Below are 26,378 nucleotides of genomic sequence, written 5' to 3'. Positions count from 1 at the left end.
ATATTTTTTCTTCCCCCTTTTTAATAATCTGTTCAATTATTATTAACTTTTTCTTAAAATATCACAAAATTTATTATTAAGTCAATTAATTAAATTAATTAATAAGTCCTTTGTTTTTCATATTAAATAAAATAAAAAACAAGCTAAACTTTAAGCTTGTTTTTATATTTTAATACTAAAAATAATATTTAGCTTGAGCACTATACATTATTTCATACTCTTTTCCTCTATCTTTTATAAGATTTTCATGGGTTCCATATTGTATAAGTCTTCCTTCTTTAAAAACAGCTATTTTATCACAAAACTTACAACTAGATAATCTATGAGAAATATATATTGTTGTCTTATTACCTATAAGTTCATTAAACTTGCTATATATTTCATATTCAGATTTTGGGTCTAATGCTGCAGTTGGTTCATCTAAAATAACTATTTTTCCATCTTTATATAAAGCCCTTGCCATAGCTAATTTCTGTGCCTGTCCTCCTGAAAACTCAGTTCCTCCTTCATCAAAATTTTTATATACAGGAGTATTTATTCCTTTTTCTAATCTCTTTAAATCCTCAAAAAAACCACTTTTTCTTAATACTTCTTCTATTTGATAATCACTAACTTTATCAATATCATTTAAGGCTATATTCTCCTTAATAGAAAAGGCTAATAACTTGAAATCTTGAAAAACTACTGATAAGAGCTTCATATACTCATTATAATCATATTTATTTATATTAATTCCATTTAACAAAATTTCTCCCTCAGTTGGTTCATAAAGCCTTGCTAAAAGTTTTATAAAAGTTGTTTTTCCTGCACCATTTAATCCAACTACAGATAGTTTCTCCCCTTGATTTATCTTTATAGAAATATTCTTTAAAGTAAAATTCTTACTTCTTGGATATTTAAAAGATACATTTTTAAATTCAATATTAATTTCTTCTATATTATCTATTTTTTTATCTCCCTTTGTATTTTTAGGTTCTATACTTTCAAATTCTATAAAAGGTTTAAGGTATCTACACATTTGTCTTATCATTACATAATTTCTAAAAAGATTAGATATAGAGGTACTAAAATTTATAGCTGCTGTTGTATACATTGTAAAATCTCCAATTCCTATGCTATTTACTAAAACTTTATAAGATATATATCCATAAACTAATAGCATTTGAATTTGTAAAGATATTTCATTAATTCCTTCATAATTTCCTACCTTTTTAAAACTTTTTATAAAAGCCTTTGTACTATTTATATTAAAATCATCTAACTTTTTAACAAATAAAGGAGCCATATTATAAAGTCTTATATCTTTTCCAGAAGAAAAATCATTTATTACATTAAGATAATATATAAATTCTCTATTTAAAGGAATTAAGGAATCAAAAAATTTATGCTTTGCTTTTTCAGACTTTTTATATATAAAGGAATTTAAAATAACTATGAAAATTATAACAAGTATAATTGCTAAATCTAAAGTTGAAATAAGGCCAATTAACCCTATAACTTTAATAATTTCTGTTAATCCCTTAGATATATTACTTGTAAGTTGCCAAAGAGCTCCTTGATTTCTTATAGGAAATATTGCTCTTTCCTTTAAATTTAAAATTTCTGGGTCCTCAATATTTTCAAAATCTAAATCCATAACCTTTTTTCCTATAAGAAGGTCAAAACCAGCAACTACCTCTTCATTTTTTAAATTACATTTCTTTTCTAAAAAAATATTTATTAAATTTAATATTCCGTTTCCTAAAACAGTTAATACTACTAATATAACAAGTGTTTTTATCCTTCTTTCTCCTAAAAGTTCATCTATAATATACTTTGACATTATTATATTTAAAAAAGGTACTGCTGCTGAAAATAATGAAGATATAAAAAGTATCGGTATATAAGTTTTTGATATACCATTAGCTAATTTAAAAAAGTGTTTTATTATATAAAAATCACTTGCAGATTTATCTTTATTTTTCATTATTACATCCTTCCCCCTCTTCTTTATAATATTGTGCTTGTATATTAAACATCTTATTATATTTTCCTTGCTTATTTAAAAGTTCCTCATGAGTTCCATACTCTACAATTTCTCCATTTTCAAAGAAAGCTATTTTATCACAAAATTTTGTACTTGCAAGTCTATGAGATATATAAATTGCTGTTTTTTTACCAATTAAATCATTAAACCCTTTATATATTTTATATTCAGCTACTGCATCTAAAGCTGAGGTTGGTTCATCTAACACAACTATCTTTCCCTCTTTATACAAAGCTCTAGCTAAAGCCAACTTTTGATTTTCTCCTCCTGATAATTCAATACCCTCTCCATCTAAAATTTTTAAAAGTGAAGTATCTATTCCCTTTTCAAGAGAATTAATTTTTTCTAACATTCCAGCTTTTTCTATACACTTTAAAATCTTCTCTCTATTAGTATCCTTAGAATTTTTTAAGGATATATTTTCTGAAATAGTAAATGCAAAGGTCTTAATATCTTGAAATACTACAGATATAATTTTATAGTATTCTTCTCTTGAAAAATTTTTTATATCTATTCCATTTAATAAAATTTCACCACTACTTGGCTCATATAACCTACATAAAAGTTTAACAAAAGTTGTCTTTCCTGCTCCATTAACTCCAACTATAGCAAGTCTTTCTCCTTCTTTTATTTTTAAAGAAAGATTCTTAAATATATATTTATTTCCCTTTGGGTACTTAAAAGATACATTTTTAAATTCTATTTCATAGGTATCTTTCCTTGGAATTTCCTTATTATTTTTATCACCTTCACTTTGCATATTTAAAAAATCCATAAGGTCATCTAAATACATATTTTGAGATTTAATAAAAGCTAAATCCTCTAGTAATTCCTTCATCCAATTTCCAAATCCATTTATAGCTGAAAAATACATTGTAAAATTACCTATGGTCATTTTCATAAAAAGTACCTTATATATTAAATATCCATAAACAATTCCTTCTCTTATTATTAAAAGAAATATATCAATCTCTTTAACCCTTGACTGCTTATCTTGAACATCCTTAGATATTTCTATTCTTTCCCCTCTAAACTTCTTAAATTTTTCTATAAGTATATTTTTTAAATTATATATTCTAATATCCTTACCATAAGCAAAGTCATACATTGTATCAAAAATATAAAAGCTTCTTCTATCCTTATCTGCTGCCTTTTCTCTTTGGCTATATTCATATCTTTTTACTTTTATAGATAAAAAATAACTTATTAAAACATTTATTATTAAAAATATTAAAATTAAAGGACTTAAAAATAAAATTATAGAGATATAACCTAAAAATGCCACTAACCTTCCTATTAGTTCAAATATTCTTTGATATACTCCTTCTACCCCTTCTGTATTATTATTTATTGCATTCATAATACTTTTTATCTTATTTAAAATTTCAGGGTCCTCTGTATTTTTAAAGTCCATTTTCATGACTTTTTCCCCTATCATTGTTATATAATCACATCTTATTTTTGTAATTCTAGGTTCTGCTAAACATCTAAGGTAAACTATAGAGTAATTTACTATTGAAGATAATATAAAAAACCCTAATAAAGTTAAGATAATTACTTCAATTCTTTTTTTTCCTAAAAGTTCATCAATCAATAACTTTGGCAAAAAAATTCCTATAAAAGGGTAAATAGATAATAAAATTGTATAAATACTACATTGAAAAAATAAAAACTTATCTGCTCTCCAAGCATATCCCATAATATATTTAATGTTTCTTAAGAGAGTTCCTTTCTTTCTTAATTCCCCCATAAATTAATTCTCCTATATTGAAAAGTTTCTATTTAATTATACATAAAATACCAAAAAAGGTATATATATATAGTTAACATAAATTTAATAACAATTTCTTCTGTTAAATATTTTCAACTAATATAGCTAATAATAAATATGGACTCTCTTATTCTTAAAAATTATAATTTCGACAATTGTTTGTGTCCTTCAAAGCTAAAAAAGAAGTTATATCAATTTAAACTTATAAATAAAAATTATAAAATTAACCTTAAAAAATAATTTAGTAAAATATTATAATTTTTATATTTAAGTTTTGATATAACTCCTTTTTATTTCTTTAAAAACTAGTTCTAAATAAGATTTATTTAACCTCTATACAAACTTCTTCCTCAAAATACATACTTTTAACTTTTATTCTACAAAGCCCTGCTTTATTTTTAGTTCTAACCCAAAAAGCCACAGCCCCACCAGATATTCCAAACTTACTAGGTCCCATTATGCTTAAAGGACCTTCAATAGAAACTTCAATGAAATCATTATTTAAGAAAAGAACTTCTCCTAAATTATCTAAAAGTTTTACTACAATTCTAGTAGCATCATAACTTGTTTTATTTAATGAAAGTTCGAAATCATCAGGCTTAACATATAATTTTTTCATACTTCTAAGTTCTCCAATGTCCTTAGATGCAACTTCCTTATTATTTACAAACCCCTTTATTTTTAAAGAGTTTTCCTTATCTCCCCAACCACCTGCTAATTGATAAACTAAAGACATTATTTTAAATACAGGTATTCCAACCTTTTCACTAAAATCTTCTATATACTTAAAATCCTCCTCTGATAAGTTAGTTAAATTTGAATCTTTTAACTTAACTAAAACAAAATCTTTTAATTCATTTTTTTCTTCTTCAGAAAGATTTATATTTGTATCCATAGATAAAATATGAGAAACTTCAATTGGAGGATGAGGTAAATTAGGAAACTTCTCTTTATTAGGATAATAAGTATCTATATATATTCCATCTTTAAATATTTTTATATAATCACAATTTGTAAGGACTGTAAAGGGAAGTATTGAACCTCCATCTCTCTCACCTTTAGCACCTAAAGTTATAGGTTCTAACACAATTCCTTCCTTAGTATTCTTTTGACTAGCATAAGAATATGCTGCATACTTAGGATTTCTAAACATATCAGAAACTCCATGATAGCATATTTTATCTCCTGAACCAAAGGAACTATGTGTATTATAATCAAAAGCACACCATCCTATAGCACCACTTATTTCATCTAAAGCAAAGGATTCATTTATAACTCTTAAGTGTCTATATGCATGTTCTGTTTTTTTGCACTCTTGGTCAAAAGTTTTAGTAGGATACATATGTCCATTATATTCAGTTACTAAATAAGGAACTTTTTTATTCTGTCCTGTTACCTCCCTTTGAGTTCTTAATACTTTTTCTCCTCCGCTATGAATAAAATCATTCATTGTATAAACATCTTCTAAAAAATCACTATTTTCTAAGTATCTTACACCACCAGTTTGTCTAATACTATCTAATTTCTTTGCCATAGCATTAGTTTTCAAATAAAATTCATGACAGTCTTGAGATTCATTTATTCTAACTCCCCATAAAATTATAGAAGGTCTATTAAAATCTCTCTTTATCATCTCTTCTACATTTTTTATGGACTCTTCTTGCCACTTTTCATCTCCTATATGTTGCCATCCTGGTATTTCTTCAAAAACTAATAAGCCAATTTCATCACATTTTCTTAAGAAATGTACTGATTGAGGGTAGTGAGATGTTCTAACTATATTAAGACCTAAGTCATATTTTAAAATTTCAGCATCTTTCTCTTGGACCCTTTGTGGCATAGCATATCCTACATATGGGTAAGATTGATGACGATTTAATCCTATAAGCTTTACTTTTCTACCATTTAAATAAAAGCCATCACCTTTAAACTCTGCTTCTCTAAAGCCAAAGGTATCCTTATACTCATCAATAAGCTCTGAACCTTTTAATAATTTAACTTTAATTTCATAAAGCTTAGGATTTTCTATGTCCCATAAAATAATCTTATCTAATTTATCTATTTTTATTTTTTTACTTGTTAAGCCTTCTTCAACTAAGAAATTTACTTTTTTGCTTTCTTTTAAAGTACCATCTTCAAGCTCTACTAAAATTTCTAAATTCTCTTTTAAATCCTTATAATTGCTTAATTCTATATCAAGTTCTAGAATCTTTTCTTCTTTTAAACAATCATAGGCCTTTGCATATATGTTATTTATAAAAATAGGTTCAACTATTCTTAAAGAAACCTCTCTATATATTCCACCATAAGTTAAATAATCAACAACATAACCATGAGGAGGAATATCTTCTCTTTCTCTTGAGTCCACAACAACCTTTAATATATTATCCTCATTAAATTTTATAAAGTTAGTAATATCTATTGAGAAATTAGTGTATCCTCCTTTATGTCCTCCAACATAAGCCCCATTTAAATACACTTCACTAGCTATCATAACTCCTTCAAAATCTAAGAAAACTTTTTTTCCTTTAACATCTTCTTCAAAATTTAAAACTTTAAAATAAGTAGAAATAAATTGATATAATTTTTCATCAAAATAATTGTATGGTAATTCTATATTACTATGTGGTAAATCAACTACTTCAAATTTACTAAAATCAAAATCATCTTTTAAATAAGATTCCTTATATTCATTTTTGTAAAACCAATTGTTATTAATGTGCCTTATATCTCTCATAAAATCCCCCTTAGAATTATAACTAAAGTACATTTTAGTTAATTATTACCATACATTAATTATACAGTTTTTATTATGAACTTTCTTTTAATAAATAAGTAAAAATCTTTAATTATAACTATTTCTAAAAATAAAAAACATCTTATAATGTTTATAAGATGTTTTTTATTTTTAGATTAATTTTTTTCAACTAAATTCATAAGCTTATCTTTTAATAAATTTAACTGTAAATCTCTGTTATTTTTTTCTTCCTCTAAAATTTTTATTAAATTTTCTAAGTTTAAATTTATTTCCTCAATAATGTATAAATAATCTTTAAACTCTACCTCATTGCTTGATTTTTCAAAAATATTATTAAAAATCACATTAATATTATTTGAAATATAATTTATTTCCTTACCTTTTAATAAAGTGTTTATTTCTAAATCTCCTAATTCTCTCTTTAATGCAAGTATTTCATAAGAAAACCTATCAAAATTAAATTTAGCCTCTTCTAACTTCTCTTTATTTAAGCTCTTACTTAATACTCCTCTAGAAACTATATAGTTATAAGAAAATTCATTATCTTCTTTTAAAATTCTTATTAGCTCTTTACTTAAATTAAAGGAATTTTTAGCTTCCATAAGTGCTTCTTTAACTTCTTTATTCTTAATATATTCATCTCTTATATTAAATTCTAAAGTTATTATATCTTCTCTTATATTTAAATTAAATTTTTTTAGCAAATCTCTTTTGCTTTCAATAAGTTTCTTATAGGTATTTTCAATGTTTTTTAAAGGTTTTAAATCCTCATTTATACTTTCTAAATTAGACTTTAATTTACTTAATATAAACTTAAGATTATCATAATGCGATTTACTCTTTATACATTCCTTTTCTAAAGCTTTTACTCTTTCCTCATGACTATTAAAAATATTAAAAATAAAATTTGAAAAACTACTACCTTTTAAATTTTTTAAATCCAATAGTTCCTCATTTAAATTCTCATAAAACTTCTCTAATTCTTTTTCTTTTAATTCTATTTCTTTTTCTAAAGAATATTTTTTCTTTTTAAGTAATTCTTTTAAGGCAAGTTTTTTATTACATTCTTTTAATTTTTCATTTAAATCTCTTAACATTATTTTCTTACCTCCAAAATAATAAGATTTATATTATAAGTATTTTATTAAATAACATTAAAATAAGCTTTCATTTTTATAATCTTCAATTTTAAAAGTAAGATACATAGAATATACTTTTTATATTTTTTCTTATAAAAAATAAAAAACTACTATCTAAAATTATTAAATAGTAGTTCTTAAAATTTTAATTTGATTTAATACTCTTAAACTCAAAGCCCTTGCTTTTTAAATAATCTATTATTCTTGGAAGTGCCTTTACAGTTTCTTCTTTTCCATAAGTATCATGCATTAGTATTACTACATTATCAGCATCTGGTCCTAAGTCATCTATACTTTTTTGAGCAAAGGCAACTAATTCATCAGCATTTTTTTTCTTACCTTCAGCATCACCATTTAAAGCATTCCAATCAATATTTGCTATATGGTCTTGTACCATTCTCTCTTTCATAGGAGTTCTATCTTGCCAAGACCAGTATCCTCCTGGAAATCTAACAACATTTGTTGAAAAATCTTCACCTAAAATTTCTTTCATTAAGTTTTCATTTTTATCAAAATCAGAAATTATGTTATCTACATTCATTTTTCTATCAGGATAAAGATATTTATAGTCATGGCTATATGAATGGTTTCCTATAGCATGTCCTTCCTTAACAGTTTGCTTTAAAAGCTCCTGTGCTTTTTCTCCAGCTTTCAATGAGTCTCCTGTTACAAAAAAAGTAGCCTTTATTCCATAATCATTTAAAATTTTTAATACCTCTGGAGTATTAGTTGTTGATGGACCATCATCAAAAGTTAAATAAGCTATCTTTTTACCATCACTTCTAACTGGATATTTAAGAGTTCCTTTTAAAAGTCCATTTGTATAATCAGATACAACCTGTGCATCCTCAGCATTTGGATCATCTTTTGCTTTTAAGTATTTTATTTCTGAATCATCTTTTGCCTTTTGATTATCTGAAGTTTGTTCATCTTGAGTGTTAGCTTTGCTTGAATCCTCTGTACTCTCAGTAGCTTCTACTTGTTTCTTTTGCATAGAATCACATCCAACAAAAGAACCTAAGCATATTAATACGCTAAAGACAAGAGTATACTTAAGTATTTTTTTCATAATTTTCATCCCCCGTATAACTTTCCTTTTTTGCACATCTTTTATTATATAAAAATAATAATATAAATAAAATACAAAATAGAAACAAAGACTTTAAAATTTACTTATTTTGCACTTTATTAATAAATATAATTAAATGTTAAAATATATTTATCAAAAATAAAAAGCCACTATTTTAAGTAGCTTTTATAAGATTGACCATGCCATGTAATAATCATCATTATTATTTTTATCAAAATTAACTTTAACTATTTTATAAGAGCTGTCTTTACAACAACATGTCATTTTATTTCCATGTCTATCAAAAATATAATTTTTATTATAATCATCTAATGAAACAAGGTCATATCCTAAGGAATTTACTATGCTTTTTAAAGTATTTATATCATTTCCCTTAATGCCTAACTCTTTTATTATATCGCATTGGCACTTATCACATAAAGTCATAGTATATAAATTTAAATCTTCATCATAAAGAATTAATTCTACAGTACCTTTAGTACTCAATAATTTTTTGAGTTTTTCTTTAAACATAAACCATCCCCCCTTTATGAAAAATATATTATTACATTTATATCCAATAAGTAAAGACTTAATACATTTATTATTTTATGTACCTTAAAATTAATTATACTCCTCTATATTTTTTCAATCAAACCTCTATAAAAAGCTTAAAATAGCAAAATTCATTAAAAATTTCAAAAACATAAAAATTTTTGCTAACTTAATAAATCTTATTTATCTTATCTTTTCTTTTTAAATAAGGATTTTAATTGTCTCTTTAAAACATCAAAGAAACTTAAAGACCTAACTATGCGATTTGCATCAACATAATTTCTTACAGTACGAAGTACTCTTTTTGGATCCTTAGAAGAAAAGGAATATGTTCCATTTTTCTTAGTTTGAATTGCATAACGAGGAATCCATTTTCCCTTAAACATTATAGATACAATTACATAATCTACTTCTTCCCAGGGAATTTGAATAAATTTTCTATAATCATTAGTATTGTAAAATTCAAATCCTTTATCTCCAACCATTATTTGACCATATTCAGCAAGTCCTAAAAAGGATGTTGCATCAACTACCAAATCCACTTTTGTATTAAGTGATTGAACCATAAAATATACCTCTTTTCTTCTATTTTAATTCACTTTATAAAATAAAATATTTAAATTTAAATTTTTAAGAAAAGCCTAGGCTAAGTAAATTATACTAACCTAGGCTAAAGAAAATATTACATTAATCCTATTACATGGAATACAATACCGATTACGAATAAAGCAAGAATAATTACAATTGGAGATACTTTCTTCTTAAGTAACCACATGCAAAGGAATGTTAATAATAATCCTGCAAGTCCAGGAATTAATGAGTCTAAGTTTCCTTGTAATGTAGTAACTTTTTCTGGTGTTAAAGATAGTCCAGCAGATTGTTGTATTAATGCTTCCTTAATACCTTGTGCTCCTTCTGTAATAGTAGTCCAATCTATGTACGCTCCTGGGCTTAGTTGTACTGTAGAAATTACAGGGGTGAACTTAATAGATACCCATCTATTAACTAATGACCCTAAGATGAACATACCAAGTATAGATGCACCTTTTGTGATATCTTGTAATAAGTTTCCAGATAAATCTTCTGTTATACGAGAACCAGCTTTGTAGCCGAATTCTTGAGTGTACCAAGTAAATGCCATACGTATAATATTCCATCCTAAGAAGAATATAATAGGTCCTAAAATATTACCTGACATAGCAAGTGATGCTCCTAAAGCACCTAAAATAGGTCTTACAGTGAACCAGAATACAGGGTCTCCTATACCTGCTAAAGGTCCCATCATACCAACCTTAACCCCTTGTATAGTTACATCATCAACTTGTGCTCCATTTGCACGATCTTCTTCTAAAGCTAATGTTACACCGATGATAGGTGAAGCTACATATGGGTGAGTATTAAAGAATTCTAAGTGACGTGTTAAAGCCGCTGATCTTTCTTCTTTAGTTTTGTATAACTTTTTAATTGCAGGAATTAATGCGAATGCCCAACCACCATTTTGCATTCTTTCATAGTTCCAAGATCCTTGAATGAAAGTTGAACGCCACCAAATAGAAAGACGATCTCTTTTAGTTAATTTTAAATTTTTTTCCATTTCGTCATCTCTCCCTTCTTAGTATTTATCGATAATATCGCCAACTGGATCTCCTATGTTTGATCCACCATTACCTGATCCACCTTTTTTGCTTAGTGCTAGGTAAATAAAGGCTAAAGCAACACCAATTGCACCTAATCCTATAAGTGTAAGTTGAGGAATAGTTGCTAATACAAAACCGATTGCGAAGAATGGCCATACTTCTTTTGTTGCCATCATGTTGATTACCATAGCGTATCCAACAGCAACAACCATACCACCACCAACAGCTAAACCATCAGTTAACCATGCTGGCATAGCAGCTAGTAAAGAACTTATTGGACCTGCACCTATTAATAAGATTAAAGCTGCTGGTAATGCTATACGCACACCTTGCATGATAATAGCGATTACATGCCACATTTCAACTTTTCTTATGTTACCTTCTTTAGCAGCAGAATCCATAAAGTGTACAAACGCTGTAGCTATTGTACGACAGATTATTGTTAATAATAATCCTGCAACAGCTAGTGGAATAGCAATAGCTATAGCTGAAGATATTCCCGCTTGGCCTTCACCACTAAGAACTAAGATAATTGCAGCTGCAACTGATGCTAACGCTGCATCTGGTGCTACGGCAGCACCTATATTTGCCCAACCTAAAGCGATCATTTGAAGACTACCGCCTAGGATTAAACAAGGTATTAAATTACCTGTAACTAAACCAATTAAAGTACAAGCAACTAATGGTTGATGGAATTGGAATTCGTCTAGGATTCCTCCCATACCAGCTAAAAACGCAATAATAATAACTAATATTATTTGAATTATATTTAAATCCACTGTATTAATCCTCCTTTTCTTTAAAATAAATTATATAAGTTTAATATAAATATTTTTATTATATTACTTTAATTTATTTAATTCTTCTTGTGCTTTTTTAAGAATTTCATCCATGTTTCCTTTTGAGTCGCTTGGAACCTTACGAACATCAAATTCTAATCCAGCTTCTTTAAGTTTATTGAAAGTATCAATATCCTTTTGATTAAATGCAAGAACCTTATTTGGCTGAACCTTACCTGGAGAGTGAGCCATAGAACCTACGTTAACTGTTTTTATAGGTACGCCACCTTCAACTACTCTAAGCACATCCTCTGGATTTTCAAAAAGAAGTAACGCACGCTGTCCACCGAAATGCTTATCATCTTTAGCGATTTTAATCATTTGGCTAATAGGAATAGTGTGTGCCTTAACTCCTGGAGGAGCTGCCTGTTGAATTAATTTTTTACGTAAATCATCTTTAGCTACATCATCTGAAACAACAATAATTCTTGTTGGTTTAACAGTTTTTGTCCAAGCAGTTGCTACTTGACCATGAAGTAAACGTGAATCAATACGTGCCAAAACGTATTCAAAAGAGCCAGGAGCACCTACATTATTTCCTTGTGGAGTTGCCTCTTTACTTGCATCACTAGAAACTTGTGGTTCTAAAGATTCAGGTTTAACTCTTACTCCATCTCTAGCTGTCTTTAAAATACTAGCAGCAATTTCTTGTGCTGATTCCATTGAAAAACGAGAAGCATAAGCTTCAATAACCATTGGTAAGTTCATACCAGCTACTATAGCCCACTTATCCTTGTGTTCTTCAACTAAGCTATCAGCTTGGTTAAATGGTGTTCCACCCCAAAGGTCTACTAAGAATAAAACCTCATCTTGATTATCAAAGGAAGCTATTGCTTCTTTCATTTTTGCTTTAATATCATCAGGACCTTCACTTGGCATTAATGTAACAGCTTTTACATTTTCCTGCTCACCAAAAATCATTGAGCCAGATTGCAAAATGCCTTTAGCAAATTCCCCATGACTAGCAAGAATAATTCCTACCATATGTATACCTCCTATTTTTTTATTGTTTAAGACAAATTTTTTACTTCATCTTACGTTAATTTTACAATTTTTACATCGCTTTTACAAGTGTTCGTCAAAATTTAAACATATACATATTCTCCAAAAACATAGCTTTTATTAAATAATTTAATGCCCTTTAAGCAAGTATTTATCAATATTTAAGGGATTTTTTAATTAAACTCAAATAGATTTAGCCATTTTAAAAAATTTTCAAAAAATTCAAACTCTATTTTGACAAAATACAAAGAAGTATAACAAATTATTATACTTCTTATATTTTTTTTGTTTATTTTTATTTATTTTTTTATTTCGCTCTTTCTACTAAAAATTTTACTACAGAATCTTCATTATTACTTCCTATAATTCCCGTAGAAATCTTTTTTAAATCTTCTGTTGCATTCTCTAGAGCATAGCATTCATCAGATATTTCGAACATTGCTATATCATTTTCCCCATCTCCAAAGCTTATTATTTTACTATGATTTATATATTCTGATAAAAACTTAATTCCCTTAGCTTTAGATGCCTCATTACTATATACATCTATAAAATAAGCTCCCTCATTATAGATATCCTTGTAACAATTGCCTGTAACACCCTCTATGTTCATAATCTTTTTAAAAATTTTTTCAGCTATATTTTTATTATTCTCAAAAAAAACGAAATTTATTATTCTATTATTTTCTAATACTTCATAATAATCACATATTTTTTCGAAAGATTTAAGTTTTTTGTTTAATCTTTCCCTGTAATATCTTTCTTCAAAGTCATAAGTAAAATCTTTATGATAAACCCAAAGATGATTATCCTTTATTCCATATAGGAAAAATGTCTTTTTATAATCCTCAAGTATTTTTATTATTTCTCTTGCACTTTCTTTTTCTATTTCCTTGACATCTATATATTCCTTATCTTTAATATTATAAATTAAAACCCCATTCATAAGAACTAAGGGAATCTTTATATTTACTTCCTTTAAAATTTCATAAACCGTAGCAGGACTTCTAGCAGTAGCAACTGTAAAATTAACCCCTTTTTCTATAAGATTATTTAACTCTCTTTTTGAAAACTCTGATATAACCTGTTCTTTATTTAATAAAGTTCCATCTAAATCTGAAACAAATAATTCCATTTTAATTACACTCTCCTAATAAATTCTAATTTATCTTTCAATTAACTTTATATTATCTATAAATAGTATCTTTAATCAAGTAAAAGAAAATTTAATATGCTTTAATAATAAATAAATGATAAAAATTCAAAAAATTATTTGAATGATTTTTATTTTTTTCAAATAATTACTTCATTTTTGTAAATTATTATTTTATTTCATATTAATAAAATCTTATAAATACTATAATTAGAAATATATTAACTTTCTGTGAATAAACAAAAAGTTTATTTAGTAATAATAATTATTATTTTTTGTATAAAAATTCATTTATTATTTTTTAATTACTTATCTTTTCTAATTAAAAAATTTTAATGATTTTACTTAGAAAAGATAAGTATGAAGGGAGCAAATGTTATGGTTTTACTTCTTATTCTCATAGTTGGACTGATTTTTTTATTTTTAGGAATTTATATTTTTAAAAATAAAAAATTTAAACTTGGATATTATCTTTTCTATTTTAGAAGACTTGAAGATTACTTTAATTTAAAAGATTTAAAAGACAAGAACTATATATCATACTCTATAGGAATGACCTTTATAATTATAGGAACAATACTAATTTTATCAGAATGCTTCTTTTATGTTTTTAAATTTAAAGAAGGATATTTATTAATTCCTCTTATAGGATGCTTTATTTATTATGTTTCTGAAATGTTTCAAATAGATAAGAAAATAAACTAGAAAAAGTTGCTAAAAAATAGCAACTTTTTTATTTATATTTATAAATTTAAACTAATTAATAAGAATAAATATAATCTTTAATTAATTTAATAAATTTAATTTTAAACCTTTACTTTTATTTACAAAAAGTTTATATTAGTAAGGTAAAATTTAAACTAAAGCCATACTAATAAAAATACTACACATATAAGGAGCTGAAAAAATTGAAAACAAGAAAAAAATCTATTTCAACTTTGATTATGACATTTTTATCTTTTTCTATTATTTATTTATTACATACTATTTCAAAAGATTTAGTTTTATTATTATGTGGTGGAAAGATAGAGTTTAATAATGGAATTACCATAGTAAAAGATACTGTAGGCCCTATACCTTATATGCTTAATATAGTAATTGGTATAGCTATGCCTATATTATTTTTATTTTTACTTGTATTTATATTTAATAATTCTTTAAGAAATGGATTATATCATAAATTTACTTTAATATTTTTCATATGCTCTCTTTTAAGCATTTCAGCTTATTTAATTTTTTACCCTTTAATATCCTTATTCACTAATATTACTTTTAATACAGAACTTGATGAGTTATTAAGTTTAACTGGAATTAGTCCCTTAATAATATTAATTGCTTCATTAATATTAGCAGCTTTATTAATGAAACTAGCTCATAAAAAAAACTTATTCTAAAAATATATTTTTTAAAAAGATTGTATTATGCTAAATTTAAATATATTAAGTATTAAATAGTATAATACAATCTTTTTTTCTTATTAATTATTATGCTTTTTTCTCTTTTCAAGCATTATATTAAGTACAGCATCATCAACTTCTTTAAAACCATGTTGCACTAAAGTTTCTATACTTTCTATAGTTTCCTCTACATCCTTTGCAACTATACCATCATTATCAGTTGCAGATATACCATTCATAGCTAAATTAGCACATTGTATTGCAGCATTTGTTCCTGTTGCAATTTTTAAAGCACAAGTTTCTTTAGCACCATCACATATCATTCCTGATAAATCAGAAATCATATTTTTTATACAATAATTTATATTTTCTAAATTTCCTCCTAAAAGATAAGTTATACCACAAGAAGCTCCAGTAGCCCCAGCTAGTCCAGCTCCACATAATGGTGAAAGTCTGCCCATATGCTTTTTAATTCTTATAGTAACTAAGTTACTTAAAACTAAAGCTCTAGCTAATTCTTCCTCATTCTTTCCTAAAAGCCTAGCTGTTTGTGCTACAGGAACAGAACAAGCAATCCCTTGATTTCCACTACCTGCAGTAGTCATTATAGGCATAGTGCATCCATCCATTCTAGCATCAGAAGCCGCTGCTGAAGCTGCAACAATTTTATTAGAAGCATCATTAGAAAATAAATTAAAATTATCATTTTTTATTATTTTACTTCCAACTTGAAGTCCATAAGCTCCCTTTAGCCCTTCTTCTGAAACCTTCTCATTCATCTTTGCACTTTCTAAAATAAATCTTATATCCTCAAAGTCAATATTTTTAGAAAAATTATAAATATCCTTAATTTTAAATAACTTATAATCTTCCTCTAAATCTTCATCAATATTACTATTTTTATTATCTAAAATTAATTCATCACCACTTTTTATTAAAGTTACATTAGTATGAGTATCTTCTATAATAACTAAAGATTTTGAAATATCCGATATAAGTTCAACTTCAATATATAGTGGTTTGTCAGTATCTTTTTGTTTTATGTTAATTATATTCTTATCTACTATATCCTTAGCTTCTTTAAGCTCTTCCTCTGTAAAATTTGATAATATAGTTAATTTTTTATAAGATTTTTGAATAGTAAGTCCTAAAGCAGCTGCTATTTCTATTCCTACTCTTCCTGTTCCAGGTATTCCAACTCCTAGAGCATTTTTTATTACATTTTTGCTTAATAAAATATTAACCTCTTTTAAATCTCCCTTTAAATTCTCTCTAGCTATAGAAGCAGCATAAGCTATTGCTATAGGCTCAGTACACCCTTCTGAAGGTACTACTTCCCTTTTTAATGTTTTTAAATATAACTCTCTCATCTTGTCACCTTCTTATATATTCCTTAATATATTTATTATAACACCAAGAATGACTTTTGTAATCATTTACATAAAAAGTTAAAAATTTTATTATATTTACGTAAAAATTTAAAAATTTTATAACTTATTTTCTTAATTATAACCATATAGTCAAAAGTCTTTTAAAAGTATAATTATATTAATGTATATAATTATAAATAAAGAAAGGAGTGTTTACATATGAAAAAGAAATTAATAGCTACTTTAATGCTAGGAACTTTTCTTATTTCTAATCTAACTTTTATAGGATGTAATAATACAGAAAATCAAAGTAATTCTGAAATAACTAAGGAAGAAAATAATGAGAAAACAGATTCACAAAAAGAAGATAATAACATAGATAAAAATAATAATATTGAAGATTCTTCTAATAATTCACATAAAGAAGATGATTCTGAAAAACAAGAAATCAATGAAGAAGAAACTAATAAACCTAAGAATATAGAAAAGCATAAAGAAGAAGTTTCAGAAAATGAAAGTAATAATTCTGATGACTTAAAAGATGATAACTCTCCTCAAAATGAGAATAATTCTAATAATAAAAGCTTAGAAGATGAATATGCAGAAGCTGATAAAGAACTAAATGAACTTTGGGGACATATAGTTAGCCATGGAGCAGATTATCCAGATGTAATTGAAAATTAGCAAAAATGGATAAAATATAAGGATAGCAAGGATTTACCTACTAAAATTAAGTTGACAAAGGAAAGAATTGAAACTCTTCAAAAATGGTTTTCTTATCAAAGAAGAATTCAAGGAGAACAAGGATATCAATTTGCTCAAACCCATCCATGTCCAAGTTTAGATTGGGAATAAACCTTTAAAAAAATAAAATAATACATTGAAAATATCCTTACTAAAATAAAAATTTAAAAAGTGCTAGAAGATTTCTAGCACTTTTACTTATTTTTTCCTTAGCAGGATTTTGTATATTCCTTAAAATAACCTATTTATAAGTTTAAAATATAATTAAAAGGCAAAATAGGATTTTACATTATTATAATTATTAAATTCATAACCTGCTATTACATCATTTTTATGATTATTTATAGTATCATCATTTAAAATGCTACTTTTTTTAGGTTGCCAATTCCTAGGAGTATTAAAACTTTGCTTTAAGAATGATATACTATACTGAATTTGTTTAATATTTTTATCCTTATTTAATTTCTCTCCATCCTCTATAAGCTTTTCACTTATATTATTTTTATCTAGAAAATTTTCAATAGTTTCCTTAAGCTTCTTTTGATTTTCTGGTGGATTTGTAATTAAATAATACTCATGAACTATTAATACCTCTTCATCAAAAGTTCTAATAGCAGAATACATAGTATTTGGTATTTCATATATTTGTGTTTTTTTATCTAATAAATTAGTTCTGTTGTATAAAATATTTATTAATTCTACAAAGGCTACTATAATAAAAATTATTAAAATCACCTTAAAAACAATTTTTCTTAATGTTTTTTTATTCATTATTTTCTCCTTAGTAAAAATTTATACTTTTATAATAACATATAAATTTAACTCTTTAAAATAAAGAATAAAAAGTGCTTAAAAGCCTTAAAGCTTTAATTTATAATCTTATATAATTTAAAAGAGTATTCCTTTAAACTTATTACTTCTTCTAAATTCTCTATACTATTTTCATATAAATTCTTTACCTTTTTCTCTTTAATTTCTTTTGGTAAATTTATAATTTTTTTCTCCTCTGAATTATTTATAATAACAAAGGTCTTTCCCTTAGAGTAAATCAATACATCTTTATCATCTTTATAATCTATCCAATTGTTATCTAGTAATTTAAAATCCTTATTTTCTTTTCTTACCCTTATTAAATTTTTCATAAATTCAAGCATATCTTTATCTTGCTTATTCTCATCCCAAATCATACATCTTCTATGAAGTTCCATATTCATGCCTTGATTTCCCTCCATAGCAACTTCATCTCCATAATATATACAAGGAGAACCAGCTTGTGTAAACATAAAAAGATAAGCTAATTTCATTTTATTCTTATCCCCTTTAGCAACAGTTAATATTCTTGGCGTATCATGACTATCTAGAAGATTAAATATACTCTCTCCAATTTGTCTTAAATAACTAACCTTATTTTCCTCTACCATATATTTAAAATCCTCTCTACTACATCTATTTAAGCAAAAGTAATCCTTAATAGCCTCAGTTAGAGGATAGTTCATAACAGCATCAAATTGGTCTCCTTTAAGCCAAGGCAAAGCATCATGCCAAATTTCACCTAAAATATAAGTTTCACTATTAACACCTTTTATAACTTCTCTAAACTTCCTCCAAAATACATGGTCTACTTCATTAGCTACATCTAATCGCCAAGCATCTATCTCCATTTCCTCTACCCAATACTTTCCTACTCTTAATAAATAATCTACAACCTCTTTATTTTCTGTATTTAGTTTAGGCATAGTAGCAATTCTTCCAAAGGTTTCATAGTTTATATTTTCCCATCTTAAATCTTCTACTCCATTTTTAAAAATAGGAAACTCTCTTATACAAAACCAATCTTTATACTTTGAATTTTCTTTATTTTTTAAGACATCTTGCCACATTGGAGAAAGATACCCTATATGATTAAAAACTGCATCTAGCATAATTTTCATTCCTCTTTTATGAGCCTCTTTAACAAGCTTTTTAAAGGTTCTATTTCCACCTAATGCTTTATCTACATTAAAATAATCTATTGTCTCATATCTATGATTTTCACTTGCTTCAAAAACAGGACAAAAATATAATCCATTAACTCCAAGACTACATAAATAATCTAATTTTTCTAAAACTCCTACTAAATCTCCTCCCATAAAATTATCTTTAGTAGGCTCTGTACCCCAAGGTTCTACAAATTCATTATCTAAAGTTTTATCCCCATTACAGAATCTATCTGGAAATATTTGATACCAAATTGTATCCTTTACCCACTCAGGAGTTTTTGCAACATCTATAGGATTTAAATATGGAAAACAGAAAAAGTTTCCTATGTTACATAGTTTCTCCTCATCCTTTTCTCCATTTAATTCTTCTATTTTCTTTTCTGAAAATAAAATAGTTTCCTCTTCCCCCTCTAGTATAAAAGCATATCTTGAACGTTTACTAATAGGCTTATACTCTATTATAAAATTATCAAAATATTTTGTTTCTCCTTCTTTTTTCATTGGATAAATTTCTCCACCTATCCAACCTCCACCAGAGGCATTCATATTTCCACCATCACATCCGCCAACATCCCATATGTATGGATCTCCTATTTTTATTTTGGCATTTTTTACTTCACCTTTTTTAGTTTTAATTCTTATATGCAAAGTATCCTTATCATAACCATAAGAATAATTGCTTTTTACAATATGATGAATTGCTTCCTTTGTAATTTTACTCATAAAATCTCCTCCCTCTTTTTCGGAAACGTTTCCAAAATTCTATATAAAAAATAAACCCTTCTCTTATGAATTATATCCTTATTTGTAAACATCTTCAAGTATATATTGTTAAATAGAAATAAGTGAAAAACACCTCACAATTTGTGAGGTGTTTTTTTATATATCGCAATTTTCTTCTATAATTCTAACCATAGCTGCCATACAAAAAGTTAAGGCTTCTACAATTCCTAAGGAAAGAGCTAATGCTGTACCTATATGTATAAAATATTTTATAAAGGAAGTATTTAATGCCTGCATATCAATTATATTTAATGAAATTAGTAATATTCCTAAAATAATCATTATACTAAGTCCATATTTAAACATTCTAGTGTAAATTCTACTAAAATATTTAAGAGCCTTAATTCTCTCAATAAAATTATTTATTCCTCCAAATAGAGTTAATCCTCTTTTTTTAAGGTCCCATATGTGATATGCCAATGCAAATAAAACCCATACTAAAGCTATGCCACCAATAATTCCTTCTTCTAAATAGTTAGAAGCTCTTCTTATCATAAATATATAATCAAGCACAACTAAATTTGTAATAATTTCTATCTTTAGTTTTCTTTCGTAGCTTTTCATTCTCTCCTCCAAAACTTTTAAATCCTATATAAATATTATCAATTTAAAGTTTTTTTGTAAATATTTTTTAAACACTCTTGTTTTTTCCTCAATTTAACTCTAATTTAATCTACCTTTCTTCTATATATGATTAAAAATTAATATATTAAGATATAAACTTATTTTAATTTTTAAAATTTTAATTAAAGGAGATACTTTTAATAAATGGATTTTTTTATATTTTTCTCAATGGTTATTTGTTATTGTTTTATATTATTAATAGGATAATTTCTATATATTATTAAATAAAACTCTTAAAATTAAAAATTCTTATAATAACTATAAATAAATCAAATAAGCAACTTTATTTTAGTATAAATAAAAAAATGATATACTTTAGGAAATATTTCTAAAGTGAGGTGAATATCTATGTTTACTATTAATAACTTTGCTTTTGATTCTATAAAAAGATTAGATGAATTAAAATTAAATAATTGCCTAGACATAAGATCTTATAAAAAAAATAGAAAGGTTGTTATAGAAAAACTAGAAAATTCCTTTAATGTATATGAAGATGGTTATGAAAAAAGAGAATTTTTAAATATTTCAAAGGAAGAGTTAAAAAAACTTTTAAAAACTATAGAAAAAATTGAATTTCCTAGAAGTAATAAACTTAGAGTATATGTTTTAGAAAACAAGGAACAAAGTATATGTAGAGCAAATTATAGAGAAGAAAATATAGTTGATGAAGAAGAAGAAAAACTTTCTGTTTTTATAGAAACATCCTATAGCTCTTACGAAGGAATTAAGAGTTTAATTGAAAGTTCTAATGATTCTATAGTAGAAGTTGATTTTTCTCACAAGGTAATAATAAAATCAAAACTTTCTAAAGAAACCTATGAAAGCTTAAAAAATTATGTTAAAGATAAACAAGATACAGAGATTTATGCTTACTAAGTATAAATCTATTAATTTTTTTAAACTCATTAAAGAAAAACTCCATCCTAAAATTGTTTAGGATGAGGTTAATCTAATTATTTCTTAAAAAATTCTCTTATTTCTTCCATCATTCCTTCTTTATTTTCCTCTAAAATCTTTATTCTATTAACATTAGCTCCAGAAGGATGGGGAAACCCTTTAAGAATTTGCTTTTCATTGATTTTTCCTTCTTCACTTAATTTAAGAAGAACTTCCTCTACAGCCTTACCTAGAGGAATTATTAAAATATTTTCAAAATCATTTAAACTTTTAATTTCATCTAAAAAATTTGTATATACATATTTCATTAAAAAATCACTCTTTATAAGTTTTGGCGTATGCCCTGTATAATTTTTACCTTTATAAAATACAGCATAGGGAATTAAGGAAACAGTATGCATTAAATAATCCTTTTCATAAAAAAGTTCTTCACAATCCTCTATCCCTAAAACCTTATTAAGCTTTAAATAGTTTAGCATTTCTATAGTATTTTTTCTTAATACTCCACTAAAACGTCCTGCAACCTTACATTTATATATAATATCTTCTACAGAACTTCCCTTTTCTATTTCTTCTCTTGCTTTTAATATGGCTACACTCATCTGATTAAAACCTGGTGTAATTCCAACTATAAAAATTTTAGCATTTTTATTTATATACTCATTGTGAGGTGCATAATAAACTTCAAGGTCTCCACTTTTATCAACTAGAAAATCTTTTGTCAAAAGGTCTTCCTTAGTATATTTCTTTTTTAAAGGTAATTTTTTTATTGCCTCTTCATAATCATAAAAAGTTTTTTTCATAATATCATCTCCTATTTGTTAAAGTAACTATAATATTAATAAAATCTTATTTCAAGAACTTAACATAACTATATTTTTTAATTTTTTGTAACTTTTATGTCATTTTCATAAAGATAAAATTATGTATAATTAATGTTAATTTTGTGTATAAAATTCATAAATTTTACATTTTTGTTTAACAAAAAAAATATTAAGGAGAATTATTATATGACATTTTGGAATAATATTTTTAATAGTGTAAATAGCTTAGCAGGAAAAAGTTCTTTTTTAGATATAATCATGCTTTTTATCTCTAAAAAACTTCCTTATATAATGCTTTTTATGGTTATTATACTTTATTTAATAGGAATTATAAATAATAATAAAAAAGCTAGAGGTATTGCTGTAGACACAATAGTTTTTACTGTAATAAATCTAGCCTTATCAGTAATTTTAGGACACTTTTTTTATGCTCCAAGACCTTTTGTAAAAGACCCTAAAGCAAATCTACTTTATTACCACAAGGCAGATTCTTCATTTCCTAGTGGTCATTCTGTAGGAAGTATGAGTATAGCATTAGGACTAAATAGATATAATAAACTTTTAGGAATAATCTCTATAATCCTTTCTCTTTTAATAGGATTTTCTAGATTATATGTAGGACATCATTATCCTCAACATGTTTTATTGTCTTTTTTAATGGTCATTATACTTAATATTTTTTATATAAAACTTTTAAGTAAACCTGTTCAAAAAATATATTTTTCTATAGAAAAACATGTTCCAATTTTAAAAAATTTAGTCTATGTAAAATAAAAAAATAGAAGCTTTATTTAAAAGCTTCTATTTTTTTATTTTATAAACCACAATCTATTTCTATTTCATTATTAAAATTGTACTCTTCTTCTCCAAAAAGTCCTTCAATAAAATCTGGCATAAAATATTTTTTACTGCTACTTTTTAATATATTTTTATCTATATTTTTATACTTTTTTAAAATCTCTTTAGCTTCCTTTAAATTATCATTCATTGACCTTTCAATTGCCATTGCCTCTTTTGATTCTAAATTTCCACCACCATGATATAAAAATTCTCTTAAACTTATTAAGGAATCTCTAAATTTTTCATTTAATTCTTCAATGGAAACTATATCTTCTTTAGAAATATTACCAAAAGCTTCTTCTTTCTTTTCTCTACTATATAATCTATCTCCTATTAAGAAATAGCTTTTTTCAGAGGAACTGCTAAAAAGTGATTTTAAATCTGTTAAATCATAAGATTCTAAAGCCTCTATATTTTCTACATTATATTTATTCTTAAAATCTTCTAAGGAAATTTTTTCTATTCTTATTTCTTTCATAATTTTCTCCTTCTTAAATCTTTATCGCCTTAATTTTAATAAACAATACCTTATATAAAAATTTAAATAATATATATACTATATTAAATTTAATTTTTTAAATTTGCAATAAGTTAAAATAAGCTTATATAAAGTCATATAAAAAAGTTGATTTTTATAAAAATAAAAATCAACTTAAAATTTACTCTCTTATAAACTTTTATTTAATAAGCAACTGCTCTTTTCCATGAACAAGAATTGTAAGTAAATCGTTATATGGAGTACTTATATTAAATTCTTTTCCTTTTTTTGATACATATCCATTTATATAGTCTATTTCAGTAAGACGATGATGTTGTATTAAGTCTTGATGCATTGATGGATAATGTGCTCCTGCTTGACTTGGGTCATAAATTGCCTCTATTCCTCTTGCCACTTCTTCAACATCTAAGTTTACTCCATATTTACATGCAATACTTGCAAATTCTTTTATTATATTACGTATAAGCTCTGGTGCTTCTTTTAATTCACCAAACTCTTTAATATTACAATCTAAAATTGTACATCCACTATTTAAAGTTCCATTTACACAAGCTTTACGCCATATAGAAAATAATACATTTTCACTATAATGAGCTTTTAATCCAGCATTACTTAAAACATTACAGATTTCTCTTGCTTCCTTTTCCATGCTTTTATGAATATTTTGAACTTCTAAACTTCCATCTCCTGTTAAAACAACATGTCCTGGTCCTTTTAATCCTGCTGTCCATAAAGTTACTCCCATAAGTATATTCTTGCTATTAACATACTTTTCTAAGGTTTCATTATGTCCTAATCCATTTAAAAGACATAAAACCTTTGTATTTTCTCCTAATATTCCCTTTATAGACTCTAACATAGGTTCTAATCCCATAGATTTAGTAAATAATATTATAAGCTCTGGAACTTCTTTAGCCTCCTCTGGTAACATTGCTTTTATTTTTATCTTTTTATCTTCTCCATTTTCAGTAACAGTAAGACCTTCCTTATTTATAATATCAACATGTTCTTTCCATGCATCTATTAATTTAACATCATTACCTGCTTTATTTAGCATATATCCAAATCTTGAGCCCATAGCTCCTGCTCCAACAATTGCAATTTTCATTTGCTTAACTCTCCTCTTTATGTTTTTTTATAAATTAAATATATTTAAAAATATTTTTATCATATAAGTGAATAACTTTTCTTAAAAATAAATCTATTAAAAAAGCTCCTACAAAAGGTATTATAAAAAAGGCTATAATTACTTGCAATATAGTACTTGTAGCTCCTAAAGTATTTATTGCAGCTAAAGGACCTACTAAACCAACTATTCCAAAGCCTGCACTATTTGCTGTTCCTATTATGTTAAATAAATAAGCACCTATTCCACTTAATATTCCATTTAAAATTATAGGAACTGCAATAATAGGATATTTAACAAGATTAGGCATCATCATTTTCATAGCACCTAATAATATAGACAAGGTAACCCCACTTTGATTTACTCTAATTGAACCTATAACTAAAATTGCTGTACATGCTGTAACACCTATAGCTGCTGCACCTGCTCCTAAACCAGCTATTCCTATTGCTATTCCTATTGCAACAGTAGAAATTGGTGAAATAATAAGTATTGAAAAAGAAACGCTTATTAAAATACACATTAATAAAGGTTGCAAAGTAGTAAAATTGTTCATTATATTTCCAATAAATATAGTTATTTGTCTAATATAAGGCAATATAAGCATTCCTAAAAATCCAACTCCAGCTCCTGCTATAATAGGAAGTAATAATATAGTTAAAGAACCTAACCTATTTCCTATTAACCTAATAATATATACAGATATAAAGGAAACTAGCATAATATTAATCAAATCTCCAATACCAACCATTTGAACTCCAGCTTCACTAACTTTAAAGGCTCCAGAACCTAAAAATACTGCAGCTCCAACAATTACTGATTGCATTGCATTTAAATTAAATTGTAGTCCAACTAATACACCTATTATTACAGGAACTATAAACTGCATAACATTTACAGCGTTATAAAGAGTAGAAAATATAGGTGAAACATATAAAAAGTTCTTAAAAATAGCTCCTAATATAGCATTAGGTATTAATCCTACAACTATTCCAGTTGCAGTACCAGCTAAAATCTTATTTAAGTAATCTTTAGCTTTTAAATTTTCTTTTTTTAATTCTTTCTTTTGTGCCATAACAATCTTCTTCCTATAATAAATTTTTTGCTAGTTAAATAACATTGCAAAATTCACTAAATATTATTTCTCTGAAAAAATTTATTATTCAAGGATTTTGTAATAAGAAATTTCAATAATAAAATCTAAAGCTAATACCTTTTTATGTATTTTAAAAGAAAACTTTGTAAGTAAACGATTAATAAAAAAGATATTTTTCTTATTTGGGAATATTTTTTATTTAATATAGATTATTATATGATATAATATTTTGGCTAATGAAAATTATTAA

Annotated in this window: 24 protein-coding genes; 5 read left to right on the top strand and 19 right to left on the bottom strand. The window is 25.6% G+C overall.

The window, feature by feature from the left end; all coding sequences use genetic code 11:
- Positions 1 to 175 precede the first annotated feature (175 nt).
- The 11 genes from AC4FRL_RS00760 to AC4FRL_RS00710 form a co-directional block, all read right to left on the bottom strand.
- Positions 176 to 1,966 (bottom strand): ABC transporter ATP-binding protein, encoded by a 1,791-nt coding sequence (locus tag AC4FRL_RS00760; protein WP_491138058.1) that lies wholly within the window; start codon positions 1,964 to 1,966, stop codon positions 176 to 178.
- The gene (locus AC4FRL_RS00755) at positions 1,956 to 3,776 is read right to left on the bottom strand and encodes an ABC transporter ATP-binding protein (protein WP_491138057.1); all 1,821 of its coding nucleotides are present in this window, start codon (positions 3,774 to 3,776) and stop codon (positions 1,956 to 1,958) included. The genes AC4FRL_RS00760 and AC4FRL_RS00755 overlap by 11 nt, the downstream gene beginning before the upstream one ends.
- 343 nt (positions 3,777 to 4,119) lie before the next feature.
- Complete coding sequence (locus AC4FRL_RS00750) at positions 4,120 to 6,534, bottom strand: glycoside hydrolase family 2 protein (protein ID WP_491138056.1); 2,415 nt, start codon at positions 6,532 to 6,534, stop codon at positions 4,120 to 4,122.
- Positions 6,535 to 6,710: 176 nt separating this feature from the next.
- Entirely contained in the window at positions 6,711 to 7,652 is a 942-nt protein-coding gene (locus tag AC4FRL_RS00745; protein ID WP_491138055.1) for a hypothetical protein, read from the bottom strand.
- 187 nt (positions 7,653 to 7,839) lie between these two features.
- Positions 7,840 to 8,763 carry a polysaccharide deacetylase family protein gene (locus AC4FRL_RS00740; RefSeq protein ID WP_491138053.1) on the bottom strand — a complete coding sequence of 308 codons (924 nt, stop codon included), beginning with the start codon at positions 8,761 to 8,763 and terminating at the stop codon, positions 7,840 to 7,842.
- Between the two features lie 186 nt (positions 8,764 to 8,949).
- On the bottom strand, positions 8,950 to 9,297 hold the full coding sequence (locus AC4FRL_RS00735) for a hypothetical protein (RefSeq protein ID WP_491138052.1): 348 nt from the start codon (positions 9,295 to 9,297) through the stop codon (positions 8,950 to 8,952).
- Positions 9,298 to 9,506: 209 nt separating this feature from the next.
- Entirely contained in the window at positions 9,507 to 9,884 is a 378-nt protein-coding gene (locus AC4FRL_RS00730; protein ID WP_491138051.1) for a DUF956 family protein, read from the bottom strand.
- A gap of 116 nt (positions 9,885 to 10,000) precedes the next feature.
- Positions 10,001 to 10,912: a PTS system mannose/fructose/sorbose family transporter subunit IID gene (locus AC4FRL_RS00725; RefSeq protein WP_491138049.1), complete on the bottom strand. Its 912-nt coding sequence runs from the start codon at positions 10,910 to 10,912 to the stop codon at positions 10,001 to 10,003.
- Positions 10,913 to 10,930: 18 nt separating this feature from the next.
- Positions 10,931 to 11,734, bottom strand: a complete 804-nt coding sequence (locus AC4FRL_RS00720) for a PTS mannose/fructose/sorbose transporter subunit IIC (RefSeq protein ID WP_491138048.1) — start codon at positions 11,732 to 11,734, stop codon at positions 10,931 to 10,933.
- A 63-nt stretch (positions 11,735 to 11,797) separates the two neighbouring features.
- Positions 11,798 to 12,778: a mannose/fructose/sorbose PTS transporter subunit IIA gene (locus tag AC4FRL_RS00715; protein ID WP_491138047.1), complete on the bottom strand. Its 981-nt coding sequence runs from the start codon at positions 12,776 to 12,778 to the stop codon at positions 11,798 to 11,800.
- A gap of 325 nt (positions 12,779 to 13,103) precedes the next feature.
- The gene (locus tag AC4FRL_RS00710; RefSeq protein ID WP_491138046.1) at positions 13,104 to 13,931 is read right to left on the bottom strand and encodes an HAD family hydrolase; all 828 of its coding nucleotides are present in this window, start codon (positions 13,929 to 13,931) and stop codon (positions 13,104 to 13,106) included.
- A gap of 396 nt (positions 13,932 to 14,327) precedes the next feature.
- Here AC4FRL_RS00710 and AC4FRL_RS00705 point away from each other — a divergent pair, with 396 nt between their 5' ends.
- Together AC4FRL_RS00705 and AC4FRL_RS00700 are read left to right on the top strand one after the other, a co-directional pair.
- The gene (locus tag AC4FRL_RS00705; protein WP_491138045.1) at positions 14,328 to 14,654 is read left to right on the top strand and encodes a hypothetical protein; all 327 of its coding nucleotides are present in this window, start codon (positions 14,328 to 14,330) and stop codon (positions 14,652 to 14,654) included.
- A 203-nt stretch (positions 14,655 to 14,857) separates the two neighbouring features.
- Positions 14,858 to 15,343 (top strand): hypothetical protein, encoded by a 486-nt coding sequence (locus AC4FRL_RS00700; protein ID WP_491138043.1) that lies wholly within the window; start codon positions 14,858 to 14,860, stop codon positions 15,341 to 15,343.
- A gap of 83 nt (positions 15,344 to 15,426) precedes the next feature.
- On the opposite strand, the gene AC4FRL_RS00695 is transcribed toward AC4FRL_RS00700, so the two are convergent.
- Positions 15,427 to 16,716: an L-cysteine desulfidase family protein gene (locus tag AC4FRL_RS00695; RefSeq protein WP_491138041.1), complete on the bottom strand. Its 1,290-nt coding sequence runs from the start codon at positions 16,714 to 16,716 to the stop codon at positions 15,427 to 15,429.
- 219 nt (positions 16,717 to 16,935) lie between these two features.
- Between AC4FRL_RS00695 and AC4FRL_RS00690 the strand changes: the two genes are divergently transcribed.
- Complete coding sequence (locus AC4FRL_RS00690; protein WP_491138039.1) at positions 16,936 to 17,400, top strand: hypothetical protein; 465 nt, start codon at positions 16,936 to 16,938, stop codon at positions 17,398 to 17,400.
- Between the two features lie 324 nt (positions 17,401 to 17,724).
- Here the strand turns inward: AC4FRL_RS00690 and AC4FRL_RS00685 are convergent, their stop codons facing one another.
- The 3 genes from AC4FRL_RS00685 to AC4FRL_RS00675 all read right to left on the bottom strand — a co-directional run bounded on the left by AC4FRL_RS00685 (position 17,725) and on the right by AC4FRL_RS00675 (position 20,786).
- On the bottom strand, positions 17,725 to 18,231 hold the full coding sequence (locus AC4FRL_RS00685; RefSeq protein WP_491138038.1) for a hypothetical protein: 507 nt from the start codon (positions 18,229 to 18,231) through the stop codon (positions 17,725 to 17,727).
- Between the two features lie 95 nt (positions 18,232 to 18,326).
- A complete protein-coding gene (locus tag AC4FRL_RS00680; RefSeq protein ID WP_491138037.1) occupies positions 18,327 to 20,162 on the bottom strand; it encodes a glycoside hydrolase family 13 protein in 1,836 nt (611 codons plus the stop codon).
- 156 nt (positions 20,163 to 20,318) lie between these two features.
- A complete protein-coding gene (locus AC4FRL_RS00675; protein ID WP_491138036.1) occupies positions 20,319 to 20,786 on the bottom strand; it encodes a hypothetical protein in 468 nt (155 codons plus the stop codon).
- Between the two features lie 408 nt (positions 20,787 to 21,194).
- Between AC4FRL_RS00675 and AC4FRL_RS00670 the strand changes: the two genes are divergently transcribed.
- On the top strand, positions 21,195 to 21,722 hold the full coding sequence (locus AC4FRL_RS00670; RefSeq protein WP_491138035.1) for a hypothetical protein: 528 nt from the start codon (positions 21,195 to 21,197) through the stop codon (positions 21,720 to 21,722).
- A gap of 77 nt (positions 21,723 to 21,799) precedes the next feature.
- Here AC4FRL_RS00670 and AC4FRL_RS00665 read toward each other — a convergent pair whose 3' ends face one another.
- Positions 21,800 to 22,546 (bottom strand): hypothetical protein, encoded by a 747-nt coding sequence (locus AC4FRL_RS00665; RefSeq protein WP_491138033.1) that lies wholly within the window; start codon positions 22,544 to 22,546, stop codon positions 21,800 to 21,802.
- Between the two features lie 207 nt (positions 22,547 to 22,753).
- Here AC4FRL_RS00665 and AC4FRL_RS00660 point away from each other — a divergent pair, with 207 nt between their 5' ends.
- Positions 22,754 to 23,341, top strand: a complete 588-nt coding sequence (locus AC4FRL_RS00660; protein WP_491138032.1) for a phosphatase PAP2 family protein — start codon at positions 22,754 to 22,756, stop codon at positions 23,339 to 23,341.
- 40 nt (positions 23,342 to 23,381) lie between these two features.
- On the opposite strand, the gene AC4FRL_RS00655 is transcribed toward AC4FRL_RS00660, so the two are convergent.
- The 3 genes from AC4FRL_RS00655 to AC4FRL_RS00645 form a co-directional block, all read right to left on the bottom strand.
- Positions 23,382 to 23,885 (bottom strand): hypothetical protein, encoded by a 504-nt coding sequence (locus AC4FRL_RS00655; protein ID WP_491138030.1) that lies wholly within the window; start codon positions 23,883 to 23,885, stop codon positions 23,382 to 23,384.
- 199 nt (positions 23,886 to 24,084) lie between these two features.
- Complete coding sequence (locus AC4FRL_RS00650; protein WP_491138029.1) at positions 24,085 to 25,014, bottom strand: 2-dehydropantoate 2-reductase; 930 nt, start codon at positions 25,012 to 25,014, stop codon at positions 24,085 to 24,087.
- A 34-nt stretch (positions 25,015 to 25,048) separates the two neighbouring features.
- A complete protein-coding gene (locus tag AC4FRL_RS00645) occupies positions 25,049 to 26,107 on the bottom strand; it encodes a PTS sugar transporter subunit IIC (protein ID WP_491138028.1) in 1,059 nt (352 codons plus the stop codon).
- Positions 26,108 to 26,378 lie beyond the last annotated feature (271 nt).

The sequence above is a fragment of the Clostridium sp. TJA032 genome, assembly GCF_058310275.1.
The sequence above is the reverse complement of the archived record's forward strand: the minus strand, read 5'-3'. Positions and strand labels throughout refer to the sequence as shown.